Source organism: Mesorhizobium sp. WSM4313 (genome assembly GCF_002294725.1).
Lineage (GTDB): Bacteria > Pseudomonadota > Alphaproteobacteria > Rhizobiales > Rhizobiaceae > Mesorhizobium.
Genome location: NZ_NSFT01000019.1, coordinates 1 through 14586, shown reverse-complemented (window position 1 = coordinate 14586; position 14586 = coordinate 1). Strand labels below are relative to the sequence as shown.

The 14586-nt window shown below is 60.2% G+C and carries 12 protein-coding genes; 5 read left to right on the top strand and 7 right to left on the bottom strand.

All coding sequences use genetic code 11. From position 1 onward, the window contains the following. Positions 1 to 371 precede the first annotated feature (371 nt). Together CK219_RS27300 and recQ are read left to right on the top strand one after the other, a co-directional pair. Positions 372 to 2018 (top strand): hypothetical protein, encoded by a 1647-nt coding sequence (locus CK219_RS27300; protein ID WP_095769716.1) that lies wholly within the window; start codon positions 372 to 374, stop codon positions 2016 to 2018. Beyond that, positions 2018 to 3856, top strand: coding sequence for a DNA helicase RecQ (gene recQ, locus CK219_RS27295; RefSeq protein WP_095769715.1), 1839 nt, complete (start codon positions 2018 to 2020; stop codon positions 3854 to 3856). Before CK219_RS27300 ends, recQ begins: the two co-directional genes overlap by 1 nt. Before the next feature lie 41 nt (positions 3857 to 3897). On the opposite strand, the gene CK219_RS27290 is transcribed toward recQ, so the two are convergent. Beyond that, complete coding sequence (locus tag CK219_RS27290) at positions 3898 to 4470, bottom strand: TetR/AcrR family transcriptional regulator (RefSeq protein ID WP_095769714.1); 573 nt, start codon at positions 4468 to 4470, stop codon at positions 3898 to 3900. Positions 4471 to 4612: 142 nt separating this feature from the next. Between CK219_RS27290 and CK219_RS27285 the strand changes: the two genes are divergently transcribed. Next, entirely contained in the window at positions 4613 to 5368 is a 756-nt protein-coding gene (locus CK219_RS27285; protein ID WP_095769713.1) for an MBL fold metallo-hydrolase, read from the top strand. A gap of 254 nt (positions 5369 to 5622) precedes the next feature. On the opposite strand, the gene CK219_RS27280 is transcribed toward CK219_RS27285, so the two are convergent. The 6 genes from CK219_RS27280 to CK219_RS27240 all read right to left on the bottom strand — a co-directional run bounded on the left by CK219_RS27280 (position 5623) and on the right by CK219_RS27240 (position 10879). Further along, a complete protein-coding gene (locus tag CK219_RS27280; protein WP_095769712.1) occupies positions 5623 to 6309 on the bottom strand; it encodes a hypothetical protein in 687 nt (228 codons plus the stop codon). Between the two features lie 29 nt (positions 6310 to 6338). Then, positions 6339 to 6881, bottom strand: coding sequence for a hypothetical protein (locus tag CK219_RS27275; RefSeq protein WP_141245420.1), 543 nt, complete (start codon positions 6879 to 6881; stop codon positions 6339 to 6341). A gap of 632 nt (positions 6882 to 7513) precedes the next feature. Beyond that, positions 7514 to 7840, bottom strand: a complete 327-nt coding sequence (locus tag CK219_RS27265; RefSeq protein WP_141245419.1) for a hypothetical protein — start codon at positions 7838 to 7840, stop codon at positions 7514 to 7516. A 259-nt stretch (positions 7841 to 8099) separates the two neighbouring features. Then, the gene (locus tag CK219_RS27255) at positions 8100 to 8561 is read right to left on the bottom strand and encodes a hypothetical protein (protein WP_095769708.1); all 462 of its coding nucleotides are present in this window, start codon (positions 8559 to 8561) and stop codon (positions 8100 to 8102) included. A gap of 160 nt (positions 8562 to 8721) precedes the next feature. Continuing rightward, positions 8722 to 9936, bottom strand: a complete 1215-nt coding sequence (locus CK219_RS27250) for a hypothetical protein (protein WP_141245418.1) — start codon at positions 9934 to 9936, stop codon at positions 8722 to 8724. A 661-nt stretch (positions 9937 to 10597) separates the two neighbouring features. Then, positions 10598 to 10879 (bottom strand): hypothetical protein, encoded by a 282-nt coding sequence (locus tag CK219_RS27240; protein ID WP_141245417.1) that lies wholly within the window; start codon positions 10877 to 10879, stop codon positions 10598 to 10600. Between the two features lie 1051 nt (positions 10880 to 11930). Between CK219_RS27240 and CK219_RS27235 the strand changes: the two genes are divergently transcribed. Both CK219_RS27235 and CK219_RS27230 read left to right on the top strand, forming a co-directional pair. Beyond that, positions 11931 to 12887, top strand: coding sequence for a DUF1403 family protein (locus CK219_RS27235; protein WP_063169437.1), 957 nt, complete (start codon positions 11931 to 11933; stop codon positions 12885 to 12887). A 2-nt stretch (positions 12888 to 12889) separates the two neighbouring features. Then, complete coding sequence (locus CK219_RS27230) at positions 12890 to 13552, top strand: SMC-Scp complex subunit ScpB (RefSeq protein ID WP_063169436.1); 663 nt, start codon at positions 12890 to 12892, stop codon at positions 13550 to 13552. Positions 13553 to 14586 lie beyond the last annotated feature (1034 nt).

Genomic DNA, 14586 nt, shown 5'->3' with positions numbered 1-14586 from the left:
TCTCGGGCGGCGAAGTCGGCGGTCGCAGCGATTCGAGCGGAATGTCGTGACGGCCTTCCACGCTTCGATGATTTAGTCGCAAGCGCACCCTATCCCACAGCCCTGTCGTTCGAAGCCGCCGGGAATGGACCGCGGCATTGCTTTGACCTTTCGTTTCAATGCACGTCGTTGTATCGAAACGACAAGGCCGAACGATGCCGGATCGGCAATCGAGCCAAGGCGCCTGCCCCAGGCGGCGGCAAGATCAAGGGGGCTAGCTTGGAAGAGCAAGCGACATGTGAGACCCGGCGATGCCGGGCTGGAACGTGCAGGCTCCACGACAGGCGCGCTTGTCGCCAGGATGGAATCGGCGACCGGAAGCAGCCTGCCGCATGATCGCGCCACCCATTCTCACCGCGAGCCGGCTTGGGCTTATCGTGACGCCGGACATGTTGCCCGGCGGTGATGGGATCAACATCAACGGGCCGTCGCTGATCGGCATGCCGGACTGGGCGCCGGGGCGGCTGGGCGCCTACTATCTCTATTTCGCCGACCACGGGGGTTCCTATATCCGCCTCGCCTACGCCGATTCGATCGAAGGCCCGTGGCGCATCCATCCCGGCGGGGTACTATCTCTCGCTCAATGTCCGTTCATCAAAGGCCACATCGCGTCTCCCGACGTTCATGTCGATCAGCGGAATCGCCGCTTCGTTATGTATTTTCACGGACCGGCAAAAGGCGGAGAAGGCCAGACGACCTTTGCCGCGACATCCGGTGACGGCCTTCATTTCAATCCGCTTTCCGAGCCGCTCGGGCCTTCCTATGCCCGGTTCTTCCGCCACGATCAGTGGTGGTACGGTCTTCTCGGGACAGAAGCCATCACCGTCTTCCGCTCCAGGACCGGCATCTCCGATTTCGAACGGGGTGCGGTCGTTCTGTCCGGCATGAAGCATCTTCCCACCCCGCGGCATCTTGCACTGCAGAAATCCGGTCGCTGGCTGCGGGTCTTTTACACGCGCAGGGGCGACGCGCCGGAACGGATACTTCACGGCACGATCGATCTCGCCGAGGACTGGCGACGCTGGACGGTCAAAGGCGAGACCGAACTGCTGCGGCCGCAGACGGACTTCGAAGGCGCGGGCCTGCCGGTCTGCCCCAGCCGGGACGGGCCGGCCGAAGGCGCGGAGAACGCGTTGCGCGATCCTGCGATTTTCGAGGAGAGCGGCCGCACCTGGCTGCTCTACGCCGTTGCCGGAGAGAGCGGCATCGCCTTGGCCGAGATCACGTCGAGGGACGTTCCTGGCAAAGCAGCCCGGATGCCGGCGACCACTCTACGCCGTGGCGCAAGAAGACTGTTCTGGCGCTTGCGCAAGGCTGCGCCCCGGCTGCCCTCGGCAATGACGTTTCGCAAAAGAATCTTCATTGCCGGCTGTGCTCGCAGCGGAACCACGCTAAGCCGTCGTTTGATGGCGTGTTTCGACGATATCTATGTTCATAGGGACGAGGCGCCCTATCAGGCGCTGCTCGAACTGGATCGCCCCGAAGTCAATCTGGTCGTCAAACGCACCTATGAGAGCCATAAGGACATCGAGCATCTGCCTGGCTCAGTCGGATTGATCTATTGCGTGCGGCATCCTTTCGACGTGCTCACAAGCTCCCATCCAGAGACGGTGAACGAACGGCGTTTTCACGTAACGACCGAGCGCTGGGAGGCGGAGTATGACGGGTTGACGCGCCTTAGAAAGGCTCAACCCGAAAGAGCCGTTTTCTATCTGCGCTATGAGGAATTGATCGCCGAACCCGATATCGTCCAGGCCAGGATCGCCCGGTCGTTCGGTCTGTCACCGGTCACGCTTTACAGCCGCGATGCGGACAATCCGATACGGCCGACGTCGCTAAGAAAATGGGAGCGCAATGAAGAATTCCAGACCTACCTGCATGGCCTGCCAGCGGCGTTCCTCGCCCGCGTGGAGGGCTTCTGCCACGAATTCGGCTACGAAATGCCGGCCTACACCTTGAACGCGGGAACGGCGCGGTGATGCCGGCGCAGGCAGTGAGCATCCGGGCCGAGGATCACAAGCGGCGCGTCCTGAAGGATGTGTTCGGCTTCGACGATTTTCGCCCCGGGCAAGCGACCGTGATCGAGGCGTTGCTGTCCGGGCGGCATGTGCTGGCGGTGATGCCGACAGGCGCCGGCAAATCGCTCTGCTATCAGGTTCCGGCTCTGGTCAAAGGCGGGCTTACCATCGTGGTGTCGCCGCTGGTGGCGCTGATGCAGGACCAGGTCGCCGCCTTGCGCCTTGCCGGCGTGGCCGCCGACACCATCAATTCCTCGCTCGACCGCGACGCCAATGTCGCGGCCTGGCGCCGCGTGGCGTCCGGGCAGTCGCGGCTGCTCTATATGGCGCCGGAGCGGCTGATGACAGAGCGGATGCTCGAAGCCCTGTCCCGGCTCGATGTCGGCCTGATCGCCATCGACGAGGCGCATTGCATCTCGCAATGGGGACCGGCCTTCCGGCGCGAATATGAAGACCTGTCGCAATTGCGCGGCGTGTTTCCGCAGGTGCCCATCATCGCGCTGACGGCGACGGCGGACGAGGCCACGCGCGCCGACATCGAAGCGCGGCTGTTTGCCGGGCGCGCCGAAACCCTGGTGCTGGGCTTTGACCGGCCCAATATCAAGCTGGCGATAGAGCCCAAGCAGGACAGCAAGCGCCAGCTGCTGCGCTTCATCGAGCGTCACCAGGGCAAGAGCGGCATCATCTATTGCCTGTCGCGCCGCAAGACGGAAGAAATGGCGGCTTTCCTGGAGAAGAACGGCGTCAGCGCGCTCGCCTACCACGCCGGCATGAGCAAGGACGCGCGAGAGGCGAACCAGAACACCTTCATGAGCCTGTCCGGCGTCGTCATGGTGGCGACCATCGCCTTCGGCATGGGCATCGACAAGCCCGACGTCGCCTATGTCTTCCACACCGACCTGCCCGGCAGCCTCGAGGCGTATTACCAGGAGATCGGCCGCGCCGGCCGCGACGGCCGAGCGGCGGAAGCGCACATGCTCTACGGCGCCGGCGACATCCGCACGCGCCGGATGTTCATCGACGACGAGGATACCTCGCCCGAGCACAAAAGGCGGGCGCATCGCCGGCTCGACACGCTGATCGGCTATTGCGAGACGGCGCAGTGCCGGCGCCAGGTGCTGCTCGGCTATTTTGGCGAGGAGGCGCAAGCCTGCGGCAATTGCGACAACTGCCTCGACCAGGCGCCGCGCGCCGATGGCGGGGCGGAGGCGCGGATCATCCTCGCGGCCGTCGCGCAGAGCGGCGAGCGCTTCGGCGCCGCCCATGTCATCGACATCCTGCTCGGCCATGAGACCGAAAAGGTGCTGGCCAGAGGCCATCAGCAGCTCGCCAGCTTCAGGACCGGCATCATGCACCGGAAGCCGGTCTGGCTGTCGCTCATCCGGCAACTTGTCGCCGGCGGCTTCCTGGTGCCGGACCCCGACGGCCATGGCGGCCTCGCCATCTCCGAAAGCGGCCGCGCGCTCGGGCGCGGCGAGGTCGCGTTTGAATATCGCGTCGAAGGCCGGGACCGTCTTGCGCGTGGCAGGAAGCGTGCCGCGCAGGGTTCCGCCATGGGCGGCGAGGGCGTGGACACTTCCTTGCTGGCCGCGCTCAAGACGCTGCGGCTGCGGCTTGCCAAGGAACGCCAGGTGCCTGCCTATGTGGTGTTCTCCGACCGCACGCTGATCGACATGGCCGAGCGCCGTCCGCGCGACCTCGACGACTTCGCCGAGGTGAACGGCGTGGGTGCAGCGAAGCTCAAGGAGTTCGGGGAGGCGTTCTTGAGTGCGATCGCGGCGCACCCGTCAGAAAGCTGACAACACGCACATCTCAGCCTACTGCCGCCGGAGTCTGCCGCTTAACCCACGCCTTGGACGGCCCGAACCATGGTGTTTACGGCTTCAACGGGCTGCAGGCCAGCTTCGCGCACCAGCGTGCGCCAGGTGAAGAAGCTCAGCGCCACACGCAGCATCGCTCGCTGGCTGCCGCCAAGGCCTTCGCCGAGCACTCCCTGGCAGGTCGCGAAATACGGGCCGATGCTCGTCTCGACAGCCTCCCGGGTTGGCGGGTGATGTTCGGCGTCGCGCAACACGCTGGCCACCACGCTTTCATTGCGCCCGTACCATTCGTAGAGCGCCAGCAGCGCGATCCGCATCCGTTCGCCTGGGTCGGCCACAACTCGCCACGGCTCCGGGCTCGGCAGCGGATGAGTCTCGATGTGCGTGCTCGAGCAGGCCTGCAGCAGACTGCGCTCGTCGGGGAAGTGGGCGTAGAGCGTGTGTCGCTGAACGCCGGCACGCTCGGCGACCAAGCTGAAGGTCGTTGCTGCGGGACCAACGCTACCGTGCAGGTCGATCGCAGCTTCGACGATGCGCCGCCGGGTTTCCGCCTGCTGCTCGGCACGGCGTTTAAGGGTGTATTTGCGGGTCATGTATTTAAATGCACACGTATGTGCACCCATTGTTGACAGGGTTCTAATATTTCGCTACACACATATGTACTTCGATTTTGGTCGAAGTCCAGCCCTGGGTAACCGGGAGAGGGAACGCAACCATTGTTTTGGAGGAGATTCCATGGAAACGAAAATCGATGAAATCGCCGAGGGCATCTACCGCCTATCGACCTATGTACCGGATATTGCTCCGCCCGTCGGCTTCACCTTCAACCAGTTCCTGGTCATGGGCGATGAGCCGCTCATGTTCCACACCGGTCTGCGGAAGATGTTCGCGCTCAACCGCGACGCGCTTGCCCGCATCATCCCGCCGGAGCGTCTTCGCTGGATTGGATTTGGCCATTTCGAATCCGACGAATGCGGCGCCATGAACGAATGGCTCACCGTTGCGCCGCAAGCAACGGCCGCGCACGGACAGACAGGCGTCTACGTGTCGCTCAACGATTTCGCGGATCGTGCGCCGCGGGTGCTGAAGGATGGCGAGGTGATCGACATCGGCGGCGGCAAGCGCGTGCGCTTCATCGATACACCGCACACGCCGCATGGTTGGGACGCCGGCGTCATGTACGAGGAATCGACCGGCACCCTGCTCTGCGGCGATCTGTTCACCCAACTCGGCAACGACCGCGCGCTGACCGACGGCGATGTTGTCGGCCCGGCGATCGCCGCCGAGGATCTGTTCAAATATTCGGCACTCAATCCCGGCATGGGCACGACCATCCGCGAGCTTGCCAAGCTCGCGCCACGCACTCTGGCGCTCATGCATGGCCCGTCATTTTCCGGCGACGGGGCTGCGGCCCTGCGGGCGCTTGCCGAGGACTACGACCGCCGTGTCTCGGCTCAGATGGCCGAAGCCATGCAGAGGCTGGCAGCATGAGCGCGCCCGTAGAGGGCACAAAGACGGACTGCCGGATCACCGGCGTTTGCGGCCGTCAGGGGCGCACCTGCCCGAGCTCCGGCTTCCTATGCCGCATCCGCTTCGGGCTCAGGATGTCAGTCCTGCGAAGGGCGCCGCGCGAATGCGTAGCCTGAAATGAATGAGCGGCCTCCGCCAAGGCTTCGGAGGCCATCTTCGCGAAGGATCGCCAATCAGCTGGCGAGCCCAACCGCTCACACTTTTCCTGGAATTGCTCAACGCCAAAGGCACACCCGGACGTCCTTCCCGACATAGCATGCGCCTTCGCGGCGAAGCTCTCCCCAATCGCCTGCCTCGCCGTGCGTGTCGCGAATATCCGCGTTGCCGTAGCCGGCCCAAAGATCACCGTCCTTGTAGACGACGGCCCAGTAATCCTTCGACATTTCACCGGCCCCGCTATGCGTGGCGGGATAGTCGATGCCCGCAAAAACCTGACGAGGCCCCTGGACATTGAAATCGCCGCCCTTCTCGATTTGGTAGGAGCATCTTCCGGAGATGCGGGTCTCGCCGTGAACGACCAGCAGGCAGCGGCCCCATTTATAGCCGCTTGGTAGACGATGCTGCGGTTGCGCATGCGAAGGCGAAAGGGAAAACGCAATTGCCAGGGCAACCGCGATGGTTCGCCCGGTCATCTTGTCCCCCGTTGTGAAGCCGCGACCGCGCATTGTTAGATTTCGCCCCCCGTGCGCATGTCGAATGGCCCTGTGCGCAATGACCGCCGACAGAGCAAGGATCAAGGCGCCAGACATTCCGGCAAGCGTGGCGAACGGATCAAGCGAGAAGAAGCTGGATATGTAGGCGCCAATCGCGAAGAAAACCACGATAGCCTTAGAGCGAGGCGAACTGACCAGGAAAAGCCAGATTGCCAGCAAAGGGATAAGAACCAAAGACATTGCCGCCATGCGAAGAACCTCATATGCAAATTTTGGCGTCAGCTCCAAGCTTTGAAGTTTGCCGAGCCGGCAATCATCGTGAACTTGTTGCCATCCAAAACTATGCAGTCTGGGTTCGAAGCCTCAATAGCGCGGCCGACAGCTTTTTCTAGCGTTCTTACGGCTCGCTGCATTTGTGTCATTGGCGGTGGCCTTTGCGTCGGATCATTCGGGTCGTCCAACCTGAAATCGTATCGTATTCGAGTGTAATCCCTTGCCACTGATCGTAGGCGAATGAATGCCTCGACGGCTTTTGGTATCACCAGTCCAAAGAATTTGCTGTCATCGAGCATTTTCTCGAAATCATGGTTGTAGTTGCGGACCTCCTCGGGTGTCTTGCCATTGAGCAAAAGATGGCATCGAAAGAAGTGCTCCAAAGCCTGGAAATACAGAAGCCTGCGCGGGTGGTCTGACATTCCAGGTAGTGAGACAGCCCCGAGCGCATCAGCATTCAGCCCGTAAGTCCTGGCAAAGAGATACACTCCGTATGGTGTCATACTGGCGCCGTAGACCCTTTGCGATTTCGGTGCGATGTCGTCCACTGCCTATACCTTCGATCTTCGCCAGCCGGCCGCCTGCCTTCTGCCTAGCTGCAAAACCACCTTTCGCCCTTGCTCGGGTTAATCACTGTCGAGCTGTAATATTTCTGGCCGGGCAGATGATAGATGTGTTCGCCCGTGTTCATGGAGATGTTGCCCTTAATCACGCAGCCGGGCACCCTGGGCGTGAAGGCGCCACCGCGCCCAACAGGCTGTGCGACATGACGAATTGCGTTGCGAAGGTGGAAGCAGCGGCGACTGTCACGACAACAAGGCGCATAGGAACAAGAAAAGGCCGTCTGGCGCGATTGCGCCACCGGCTCGCCTGATCTGCCCCTCGATACTGCTGACGCTTGCCCACACCCCTCACTCCCGCAAGCAGTATGCTTCTGGCGGCGCTTGAGCGCAAGCAGACGCTAATATAGCTTATCAAAAGAGGGATCGAGCATGCTCAAGCCGAGACGAAATCCGCAGAAGATATACCCGAACGCAGATCGCTTCGGAGAGGCCGGTCGAAGTTACGATGCATCCGCTCCAAAAGGCCGCCGCTTGGGCTCTGCGATACCTGCGATCGATTTACTGATAAGTATCGTCGCCGCAGCCATGGTCTTGGCTTTGGTGTTTTGGGTCGCCTTCTAGCCTGCGAAGGCGTGGACCATCGCAAAGCCAACGCCGATTGCGAGGCCCGTGCAGAGGCTTTCAGCCAGGCGCCAAAGCGGCCATAGCGAGTCGGGAAACCGCACTGGCGAGGCTCGTAAGGCTGCGGCAATGTCGTCAAATGCCTGTTCCGTCACTGAATCATAGATCGAAACCGCGAATCTGTGAATCCCCCGCTTGCCGACCTTGCGACACATGAGAACGATGTTTTTCGAAAAGCGGGCCGTCTGCCGGCAATGATGCCCAGGAGTATAAAGCGGCTCGCCCCATTTGGCCCGCGTATCTTCGGAGCCGCGGGCTTTCATTTTTTGTCCAAAGAAGGGTCGTCTCATCGATAAGCTTGGTCAAGCTCAATTAGCCGTGTAGCCAATTCCTCCAGGTGCGGTCCGGCTCGCTGAAGATCCATCATCAGCTTACGTGCAAGTTCACGGTCCGAAACCATGACGCCAAGGTTCAGACGACCGCCAGCCGACCCTTCGATTTCCAAAGCTACGGAGTCAATCCGGGCAACAAGGTCTTCGTAAATGAAGAAAAGCTGGTGGCCAAAAAGATCGGTCGCTTCGGCTAGCGCCCGCCTCTTGGGATGTTGTTCAGAGCGAATGCGAGTTCGGCGACTCTGGCGCTGTCATCCTTTTCAAGTTCCCCTATGGCTTCACCGAACGGAAGCCTGAACCGATCGAAATCCGCAATCCATATTCGGATGTCCAACGCGGTGGGAAACGTCGCGCGTTCCGCTCTGAGTTGATCGCCACGCAGTGTCAGACGAACGAGCTGCCGATGACGATCCTCTTGTCGTTCCTCTGCCTCTTGAGCACGCAATTGTTGCGCTTCGTCAGTCTGCCGCATTTGATAAACGGTTATCACTGCAGCCAGGACAGCCGCCAACCCGGCAATTAGCGTTGACCATCTTTCCAGCCAATCGGTGGTCGGGTCGCCCTTCCAACCAAATAACATAACCATCATGATAACGACGAGTGGCAGGGCAAAACCGAGGAACGCAAATCGTCCGCTGTAATCAGGCCCCATGAGCCCCCTCCTGCTAGTTGGAGCATGAGACATGAAGGGGCTTGCAGCAATCCATGTGAATGCACGCCGCTGGCTAGGGAAGCCCGCCAGAGAGCGATCGACGCAAGGGCGCTTAGACCATTGAGGCAAGTCGTCGCTGCCGGAGCGCAATTTGGCAGCCTTAAGCTCTCGGGGCGTCTCTTCCTCCGGGATTGAACGTGAGATCTGTAATTCGGTCGCTCTCAGGCATGGTCAAGCCTCCTCGCAGGGTGGAAACTAACTCTATTAGGCCTCGTTTTTCGTTCTGCAGCACAGGAAGGCTCTTTAAGAAGAAACTTTCCGGCGTCCCATATCGGCCATAGTCTTGCTCTTTAGAAAGGATGATCCACTCGACAGTTTCGAGGGCAGCCAATGCGTATCCAAGCCGACTATTGAGTCTTGGAAGAGCTGAGAAGTCGCAACCTCTTACCCTAGTCCACCTGCTTCCAACTAGCTCGTAAACCCTGCCATCGCCATTTTCCTGAAGAGCAGGGTTATTATCTAGCAAACCTTCCTTTTGATGTTGCCGGCGCATCGGCTGGGCCAGAATCTTGGCAGGAGGGATGCGACAAAAACGAGTTCCAAAGCCCGGGGCGAAGGTTCCCGTACCGGGAATGTAGGTGGCCGAATTGTTCTGCATCAAGTAGCTCCCGAGACCGAAAGCTGCTGACAGCAAGTAGTTATTGCTGGCATATACAATAACCAGGTCTTTCACTCGGAGCGTGATTGCCGTCGGCGTTGTCAAAAATCCATCATTAAGACAGTCCCACAGATCAAGCGGAGGCGTCCCTTCCGAGAGGCGGTAAATTAACGCTAAGCGATCAAATGCTCCCACGCGTTTGTTGGGGAACGATATATCCTCATAGCCGAGTCGAAGATTGTGACTACGCAACGCGATCGCCATATGTGCAGAAGCGGATTTTATCTTGTCCAGCCAATCGAAGGCCGCATCAAGCTGTGTCCACGTCAGTCTCCTGCCTTCAACCATGGCTTTGATAGCCGTGATCGACGGGTCTTCGAGTTTCCGTGCAAACAACCTGTTGCATTCCTTATGGGAGCTTAAGGAAAGCTGACGCCAAGTCGGCTGAATTGTCTCAGATACTCTGAAGGCGGAAGCTTTCCTATCGCCCATGTCGCCAGCATATTTGTGGAGCCATTGCGGAAGTGGATGCTCCAACGTCGCCTCTTCCCCCACGATGACCCCACCGCAAAGCACACAAGTCGAAATGAATGTGTTTTGGATGCCTACGCTGTCAGCAATCTGAAGCCGACCACCAGCCTGGAAACGGCGGGGTATAAATTGCAGATTCTCACCCGCTGGCCGAGCGACCTCAACCAGCGGCGTAGTATCTATCACTCCGTCTCCACCCGCACTCATGACAAGTTCATCTTATCAATTCGCCGGCTCCTCTGGCCCGATCTAACGCGCTATGTGCAACGCGCATCCGTGATCGCGCCATCATCAGCAGACCAGCGGCTTTGCCGATCATGTCACGCTGCCGGGAGCGCCAGACCGCACTGGCGAAATTCACGGCGCCGATCGCGGCGATGTAGAGCGGGGCGAGGCTCAGGGGCGCTTCTCAAGATCCGGCGATGGCGTTTCGAGAATTATCCCGCCTTTCTTGCCACGCCGATTCCAGAGTGGATTAAGGGTAGCTATGAGACCGCTTTCCACACCCAACACCAAATCCACCGGTGCTCCGCCGTGTTCAACTATTCGTTCGACGAATGTCCGAACGTAGACATCGACATCTCGCCTGGCCAATTCCTGTTGCAGATGTTTATGGACTGGCCGCGTGCTCGTACCCTTCTTTTGCCGAAGCAAATAGGATTTCAGCCGACGCCGAACTCGATTTGCAGATCCGACATAGCGGACATTTTCACCGGTTATAAGGGGTAGATACCCTCCTCTTTCGGAAGGGAAATCCCGTCCTTCGCGAGAATGTAATCTCCAACGGGCGTTCGGTGGAATGTGTCGAGGTGTTGAAAGCCGGTCAGCGTCGCGGGTACATTCGCCATCATCGATCGCCGAGCCTCGTTGGATGATCTCCACTTTGAACGGTCACGTCATGTCGATAGGTCCGACCGACCAACATCATGACACAACCCAATAAGAACGCGATCCCACCGGCCGCTTGGACGAGCAATGGGCCGCTGATCTGAGGATATCCGCTTGAAAATTCATTCATTAGCCAAGCGTATCCAAGCCCGCCGGCAATCGGCCCGCAGACGAATAGGAACGCGCCAACCCGGCCTTCGTAAGTAAACTCCTGCTGGCTCTGAATCTGTACCTTGGTCATAGCCTCCCCCTCTTTGCGGTGAGCATCGCGCAACAGTTGCAGGTGCGCAAGCGGGCCTCCCCTGACGGGAGGGCTTGGCGATTTCAGCGCTCACCGGTGGTCTACGGAAAATCGATTTTGAGCAGTTCTGTTTCGAGGTCTTTAATCTTTTGTGGCGGCACATAAAGGTAAGCGAAAAGGTTTGTCGACGAGCTCGACCATCTGCCTCGCCAGCGCTTCGTTTGGCTCGCGCTCCGAATCAAAATGAGCGCCGAGGTTTCCACCGCTTCTGACCAGGTGCGATAGGTTTGTAAGGGGCTCAGCGAGTGCCGGGGAGGGCATCCTGTTTCGCGCGGAAAAGAAATTCGCCAGACCTGTCCTGCGAAGCGCGCAGCGCGAAGCAGGATGGCGGAGAGGGAGGGATTCCCTTTCACCTCTATGATACTGAAAATACTAGTCTTTTCGCGCTTTTTGTTACACAGTTTGTTACACAGCTACAACTACGATTTATAACCGCTCTAAGCTCGCAGCTTTTGGGCTCGCCTGCCCAATCCATCCGATCTGTCGAAACCGATGGCTTGTAGGACACTCCCGCGTGTGTACGTTGGGGCTTGGGTCAGAAGGTGACCCACAGCAAAGACGGGAGCGCCGCAGCGCAAAAGATCTCATCGGTCAAGGAACAGATAGTGAAGTAGCCTGTGACAATCGGCGCCAGCATCACCTCCAAAGCCGACCAGGAAAAACCCGCAAAAAACGTCGCCCTCAGATACCCCGTCGGCAATGAATATGGGACCGAAGTTGCGCGGCAGATCGGGCGTTAGATGCCTTCATGACATCTGAACCTGAGCAGGCTCCTACGCCGCGAGCCGGCACATTTCCGAACGGAGTTTCGTCCGGCTGCGCAAAAAGGTGCCCTGTCGAGACTTACTTGTTGGCCAAATGGCTTAGCAGGGACGAACTCGTGAAGAGATTGATAATGCAACACTATCAGTCGTTGTGCTGATCCGACAGGCTGTGCGTTTTGGCACGAAAATCATGGCGAAAAGCGCACCGGCACTTTACTCTCCAAATTATGATTCGCCTCGATCCCGCGACCGCCAGCTCCTCTGCGCCGCCCTCCGTTCCCGCGTGGGCGATCACAAGCGCCGGCGCGCCGAGTGACGGCGACGCCGCCTTCCGGGCCGGCGCCGCCCTGGGTGCCCTCGACACGCTCGCCCGCGCGCAGGCAGCCTGGGCCGGCGCTTGGCGGCAGCGGCTGGCGGTTCGCTGCGCCGCCTCCAGCATGCGGCTCGCCGGCCGCGCCGAGGATGCGGCCGCCTTGCGCGATGCCTGGCATTTGCGTCCCCTACGTGCTGACCCCGGTCCCGCAGGCGCCGTCTTTGGCGCCTGGCGGCAGTTGGCCAGGCAGCCGCCCGCCGCTACGCCCGGCCGGCTCGGGAAGATACTCGACCAGCTTGGCCTCCATTGGGACGGCGCCGCGCTCGCCGACCTTTGCACGCAGATCGAAAAACTCGGGGTATCCCAGCGGTCGGCGCCATTCGACGCCGCGGCGATCGCCGCTGAGGTCGTCGCCATGCGTCCCGATGCCGAAGTCTTTGGCTGGTGGCTCGCCGACCTGGTACTGGCGCAACGCCTGGGCTGGCCGCAGCCCCTGCCGCTCCTAATGGCGCAGGGTTTTGGACCATCTTTCCGCACCGAGGCCGGCGGTGGCCGGCGCATCCGGCCCGGGGACAAGAATTTTGAGCGGGCGGTTTGCATCGCGCTCGTCGCGGCCGCCGCGGACGCTTGTCGGTTGGCCGCCGAGCTGTCGCGCCGGGCCGAAAAACTCCTGGCGGTGGCGCCGAAACTGCGCGCCAAAGGCGCCGGCGACGTAATCTTTCTGCTGCTCAGTGAAGACGCCGTGTCCGGATCGCTGACGACGGACAATCTGTCGCGCTTTGCATCGCGACGGCTGTTCGAACGGCTGCAGCAACTGGAGGTCGTGCGCGAGCTCTCCGGCCGCCCCACATTCCGGCTGTTCGGGCTGTAGCGATGAGCGAAGCGTCCGCCCGCCGCAAGCCAAACGATCAGCCGGCGCTGCTCGACACCGAACTGGAACATCTGCCGCCGGAGCTGCGCTGGTGCGAATGGATGGCCCGCGTCGAAGCGGTGATCTTTGCGGCAAATGAACCGGTGACACGTAGTGTCCTCGCGCGGGTGGTGGGAAAAAACTGCAATATCGAGCTGATCATCGACGACATTCGCGCCGAACTCGCCGGCCGCCCTTACGAGCTGGTCGCGGTCGCCGGCGGCTGGCAGCACCGGACCAAAAAGGTTTTTGGCGACGCCATTCACGCAGCCTTCGGCACGGCAGCGGGCGAGGGAGCAAAAGAACTGTCGCAGGCGGAGGCGCTTGTCTTGATGTGCATTGCCTATTTCCAGCCGATCACCCGTGGCGAGCTGTCGAGCTTTTTCGGCAAGGAGGTGTCACGTGACCTGATCGGCGTGCTGCGCGCTGAGCAGCTGGTCGCCTCGGGGCCGCGCAGCCCGCAGCCGGGCGCGCCCTACACCTATGTGACGACCAAAACTTTTCTGTCGCAGTTCGGGCTCGACACGCTGCGCCAGCTGCCGGATTTCGAGGCGCTCGAGGACGCCGGGCTGCTGTCGAAGGAGAAGCTGCTGGATCATCCCAGGGTTTGCAGATATCGACGATGATGGCGCCAGCGCCGCGCTCGACGAATAGATGATCCCATCACGGCGGGACACACGCGATCTCGCCGCTCGTCACATAGAAGATTGCGCCACGCACGCCGTCTGGTCTCGCCGGCTGGGTCCTTCGCGTGACGGAAGGGAGGTGGCGGCACGCGTCCGCTTGTCGATGAAGGATAAGCGAACAGGCAATTGATCGAGCCTGGTCGCACATGTCGATCACCATTGAGAGCTCTCGAAGGGAGAAAGTTCAATTGAACCACGTCTACCTTGAGCTTCTCGCGACGATTGAGGCGTTAAGATCCAGCCCATCGGGGCGACCATTCAGACGCTGATGGACAAGGTTCGCGACCTTTCACAGACGATCAAAGCCCTGAAAGACGATCTCCACCAGACAGCCGGCTATGGCCTGCTAAGAACCTAGCCAGCCGGCGAGTGCCCATCCCGGCCATTGTCAGCGAGGCGGCCATCCCAACAAGATCGCCTTGCCGCCACCGCCAATGGCGGATGCTGACAGCAGCGCCATAAGAACGCCAACGTAGATGGGGAAGATCATCCTCGGGCTATTCGTCCTTCCAAATGACAGTCTTCCCCCGAAAATCCCAATGAAATTTGAGGTTGGCTTTCAGTACCTCGGTGGGGATCCTCGGCTCGATCGCTGTGTGGAGAGCGTTATACGTTTCTCGGCAGAAGCTCGGCGGCGGGACATTCAGCTTGTACCCCGACGGGTACCTAAAATCTTGCTGAGAATTCATCAGGTCAAGGTTGTTGGCAATCATCTTCACGTTCCCAATCGGCGGCATTCCTAGGGCCACTGCGGCTTCGTAAATGTCCTCGATCTTGTGACCGAAGCCGAGCCGGAGACCGCGTTTCGACACGCCCTTTGAAGCTAGATACGCTTTCAAGAGGAGTTCTAGGTGTGAGCTTTCGAGAGGTTGTCCATTCGGACCGGACCGAGGAGACTGGAGTTACCACGCTTCAGCATCCATCGGAGGGTCCGAATGAACATCCACAAGAATGCCCGTCTCACACCGCTGCGT

Bases quoted from the DNA above. Each gene is read 5' to 3' on its own strand.
- CK219_RS27300 (WP_095769716.1), top strand. From the start codon at position 372: ATGATCGCGCCACCCATTCTCACCGCGAGCCGGCTTGGGCTTATCGTG.
- recQ (WP_095769715.1), top strand. From the start codon at position 2,018: ATGCCGGCGCAGGCAGTGAGCATCCGGGCCGAGGATCACAAGCGGCGC.
- CK219_RS27290 (WP_095769714.1), bottom strand. From the start codon at position 4,470: ATGACCCGCAAATACACCCTTAAACGCCGTGCCGAGCAGCAGGCGGAA.
- CK219_RS27285 (WP_095769713.1), top strand. From the start codon at position 4,613: ATGGAAACGAAAATCGATGAAATCGCCGAGGGCATCTACCGCCTATCG.
- CK219_RS27280 (WP_095769712.1), bottom strand. From the start codon at position 6,309: ATGGCGGCAATGTCTTTGGTTCTTATCCCTTTGCTGGCAATCTGGCTT.
- CK219_RS27265 (WP_141245419.1), bottom strand. From the start codon at position 7,840: ATGAAAGCCCGCGGCTCCGAAGATACGCGGGCCAAATGGGGCGAGCCG.
- CK219_RS27255 (WP_095769708.1), bottom strand. From the start codon at position 8,561: ATGGGGCCTGATTACAGCGGACGATTTGCGTTCCTCGGTTTTGCCCTG.
- CK219_RS27240 (WP_141245417.1), bottom strand. From the start codon at position 10,879: ATGACCAAGGTACAGATTCAGAGCCAGCAGGAGTTTACTTACGAAGGC.
- CK219_RS27235 (WP_063169437.1), top strand. From the start codon at position 11,931: ATGATTCGCCTCGATCCCGCGACCGCCAGCTCCTCTGCGCCGCCCTCC.
- CK219_RS27230 (WP_063169436.1), top strand. From the start codon at position 12,890: ATGAGCGAAGCGTCCGCCCGCCGCAAGCCAAACGATCAGCCGGCGCTG.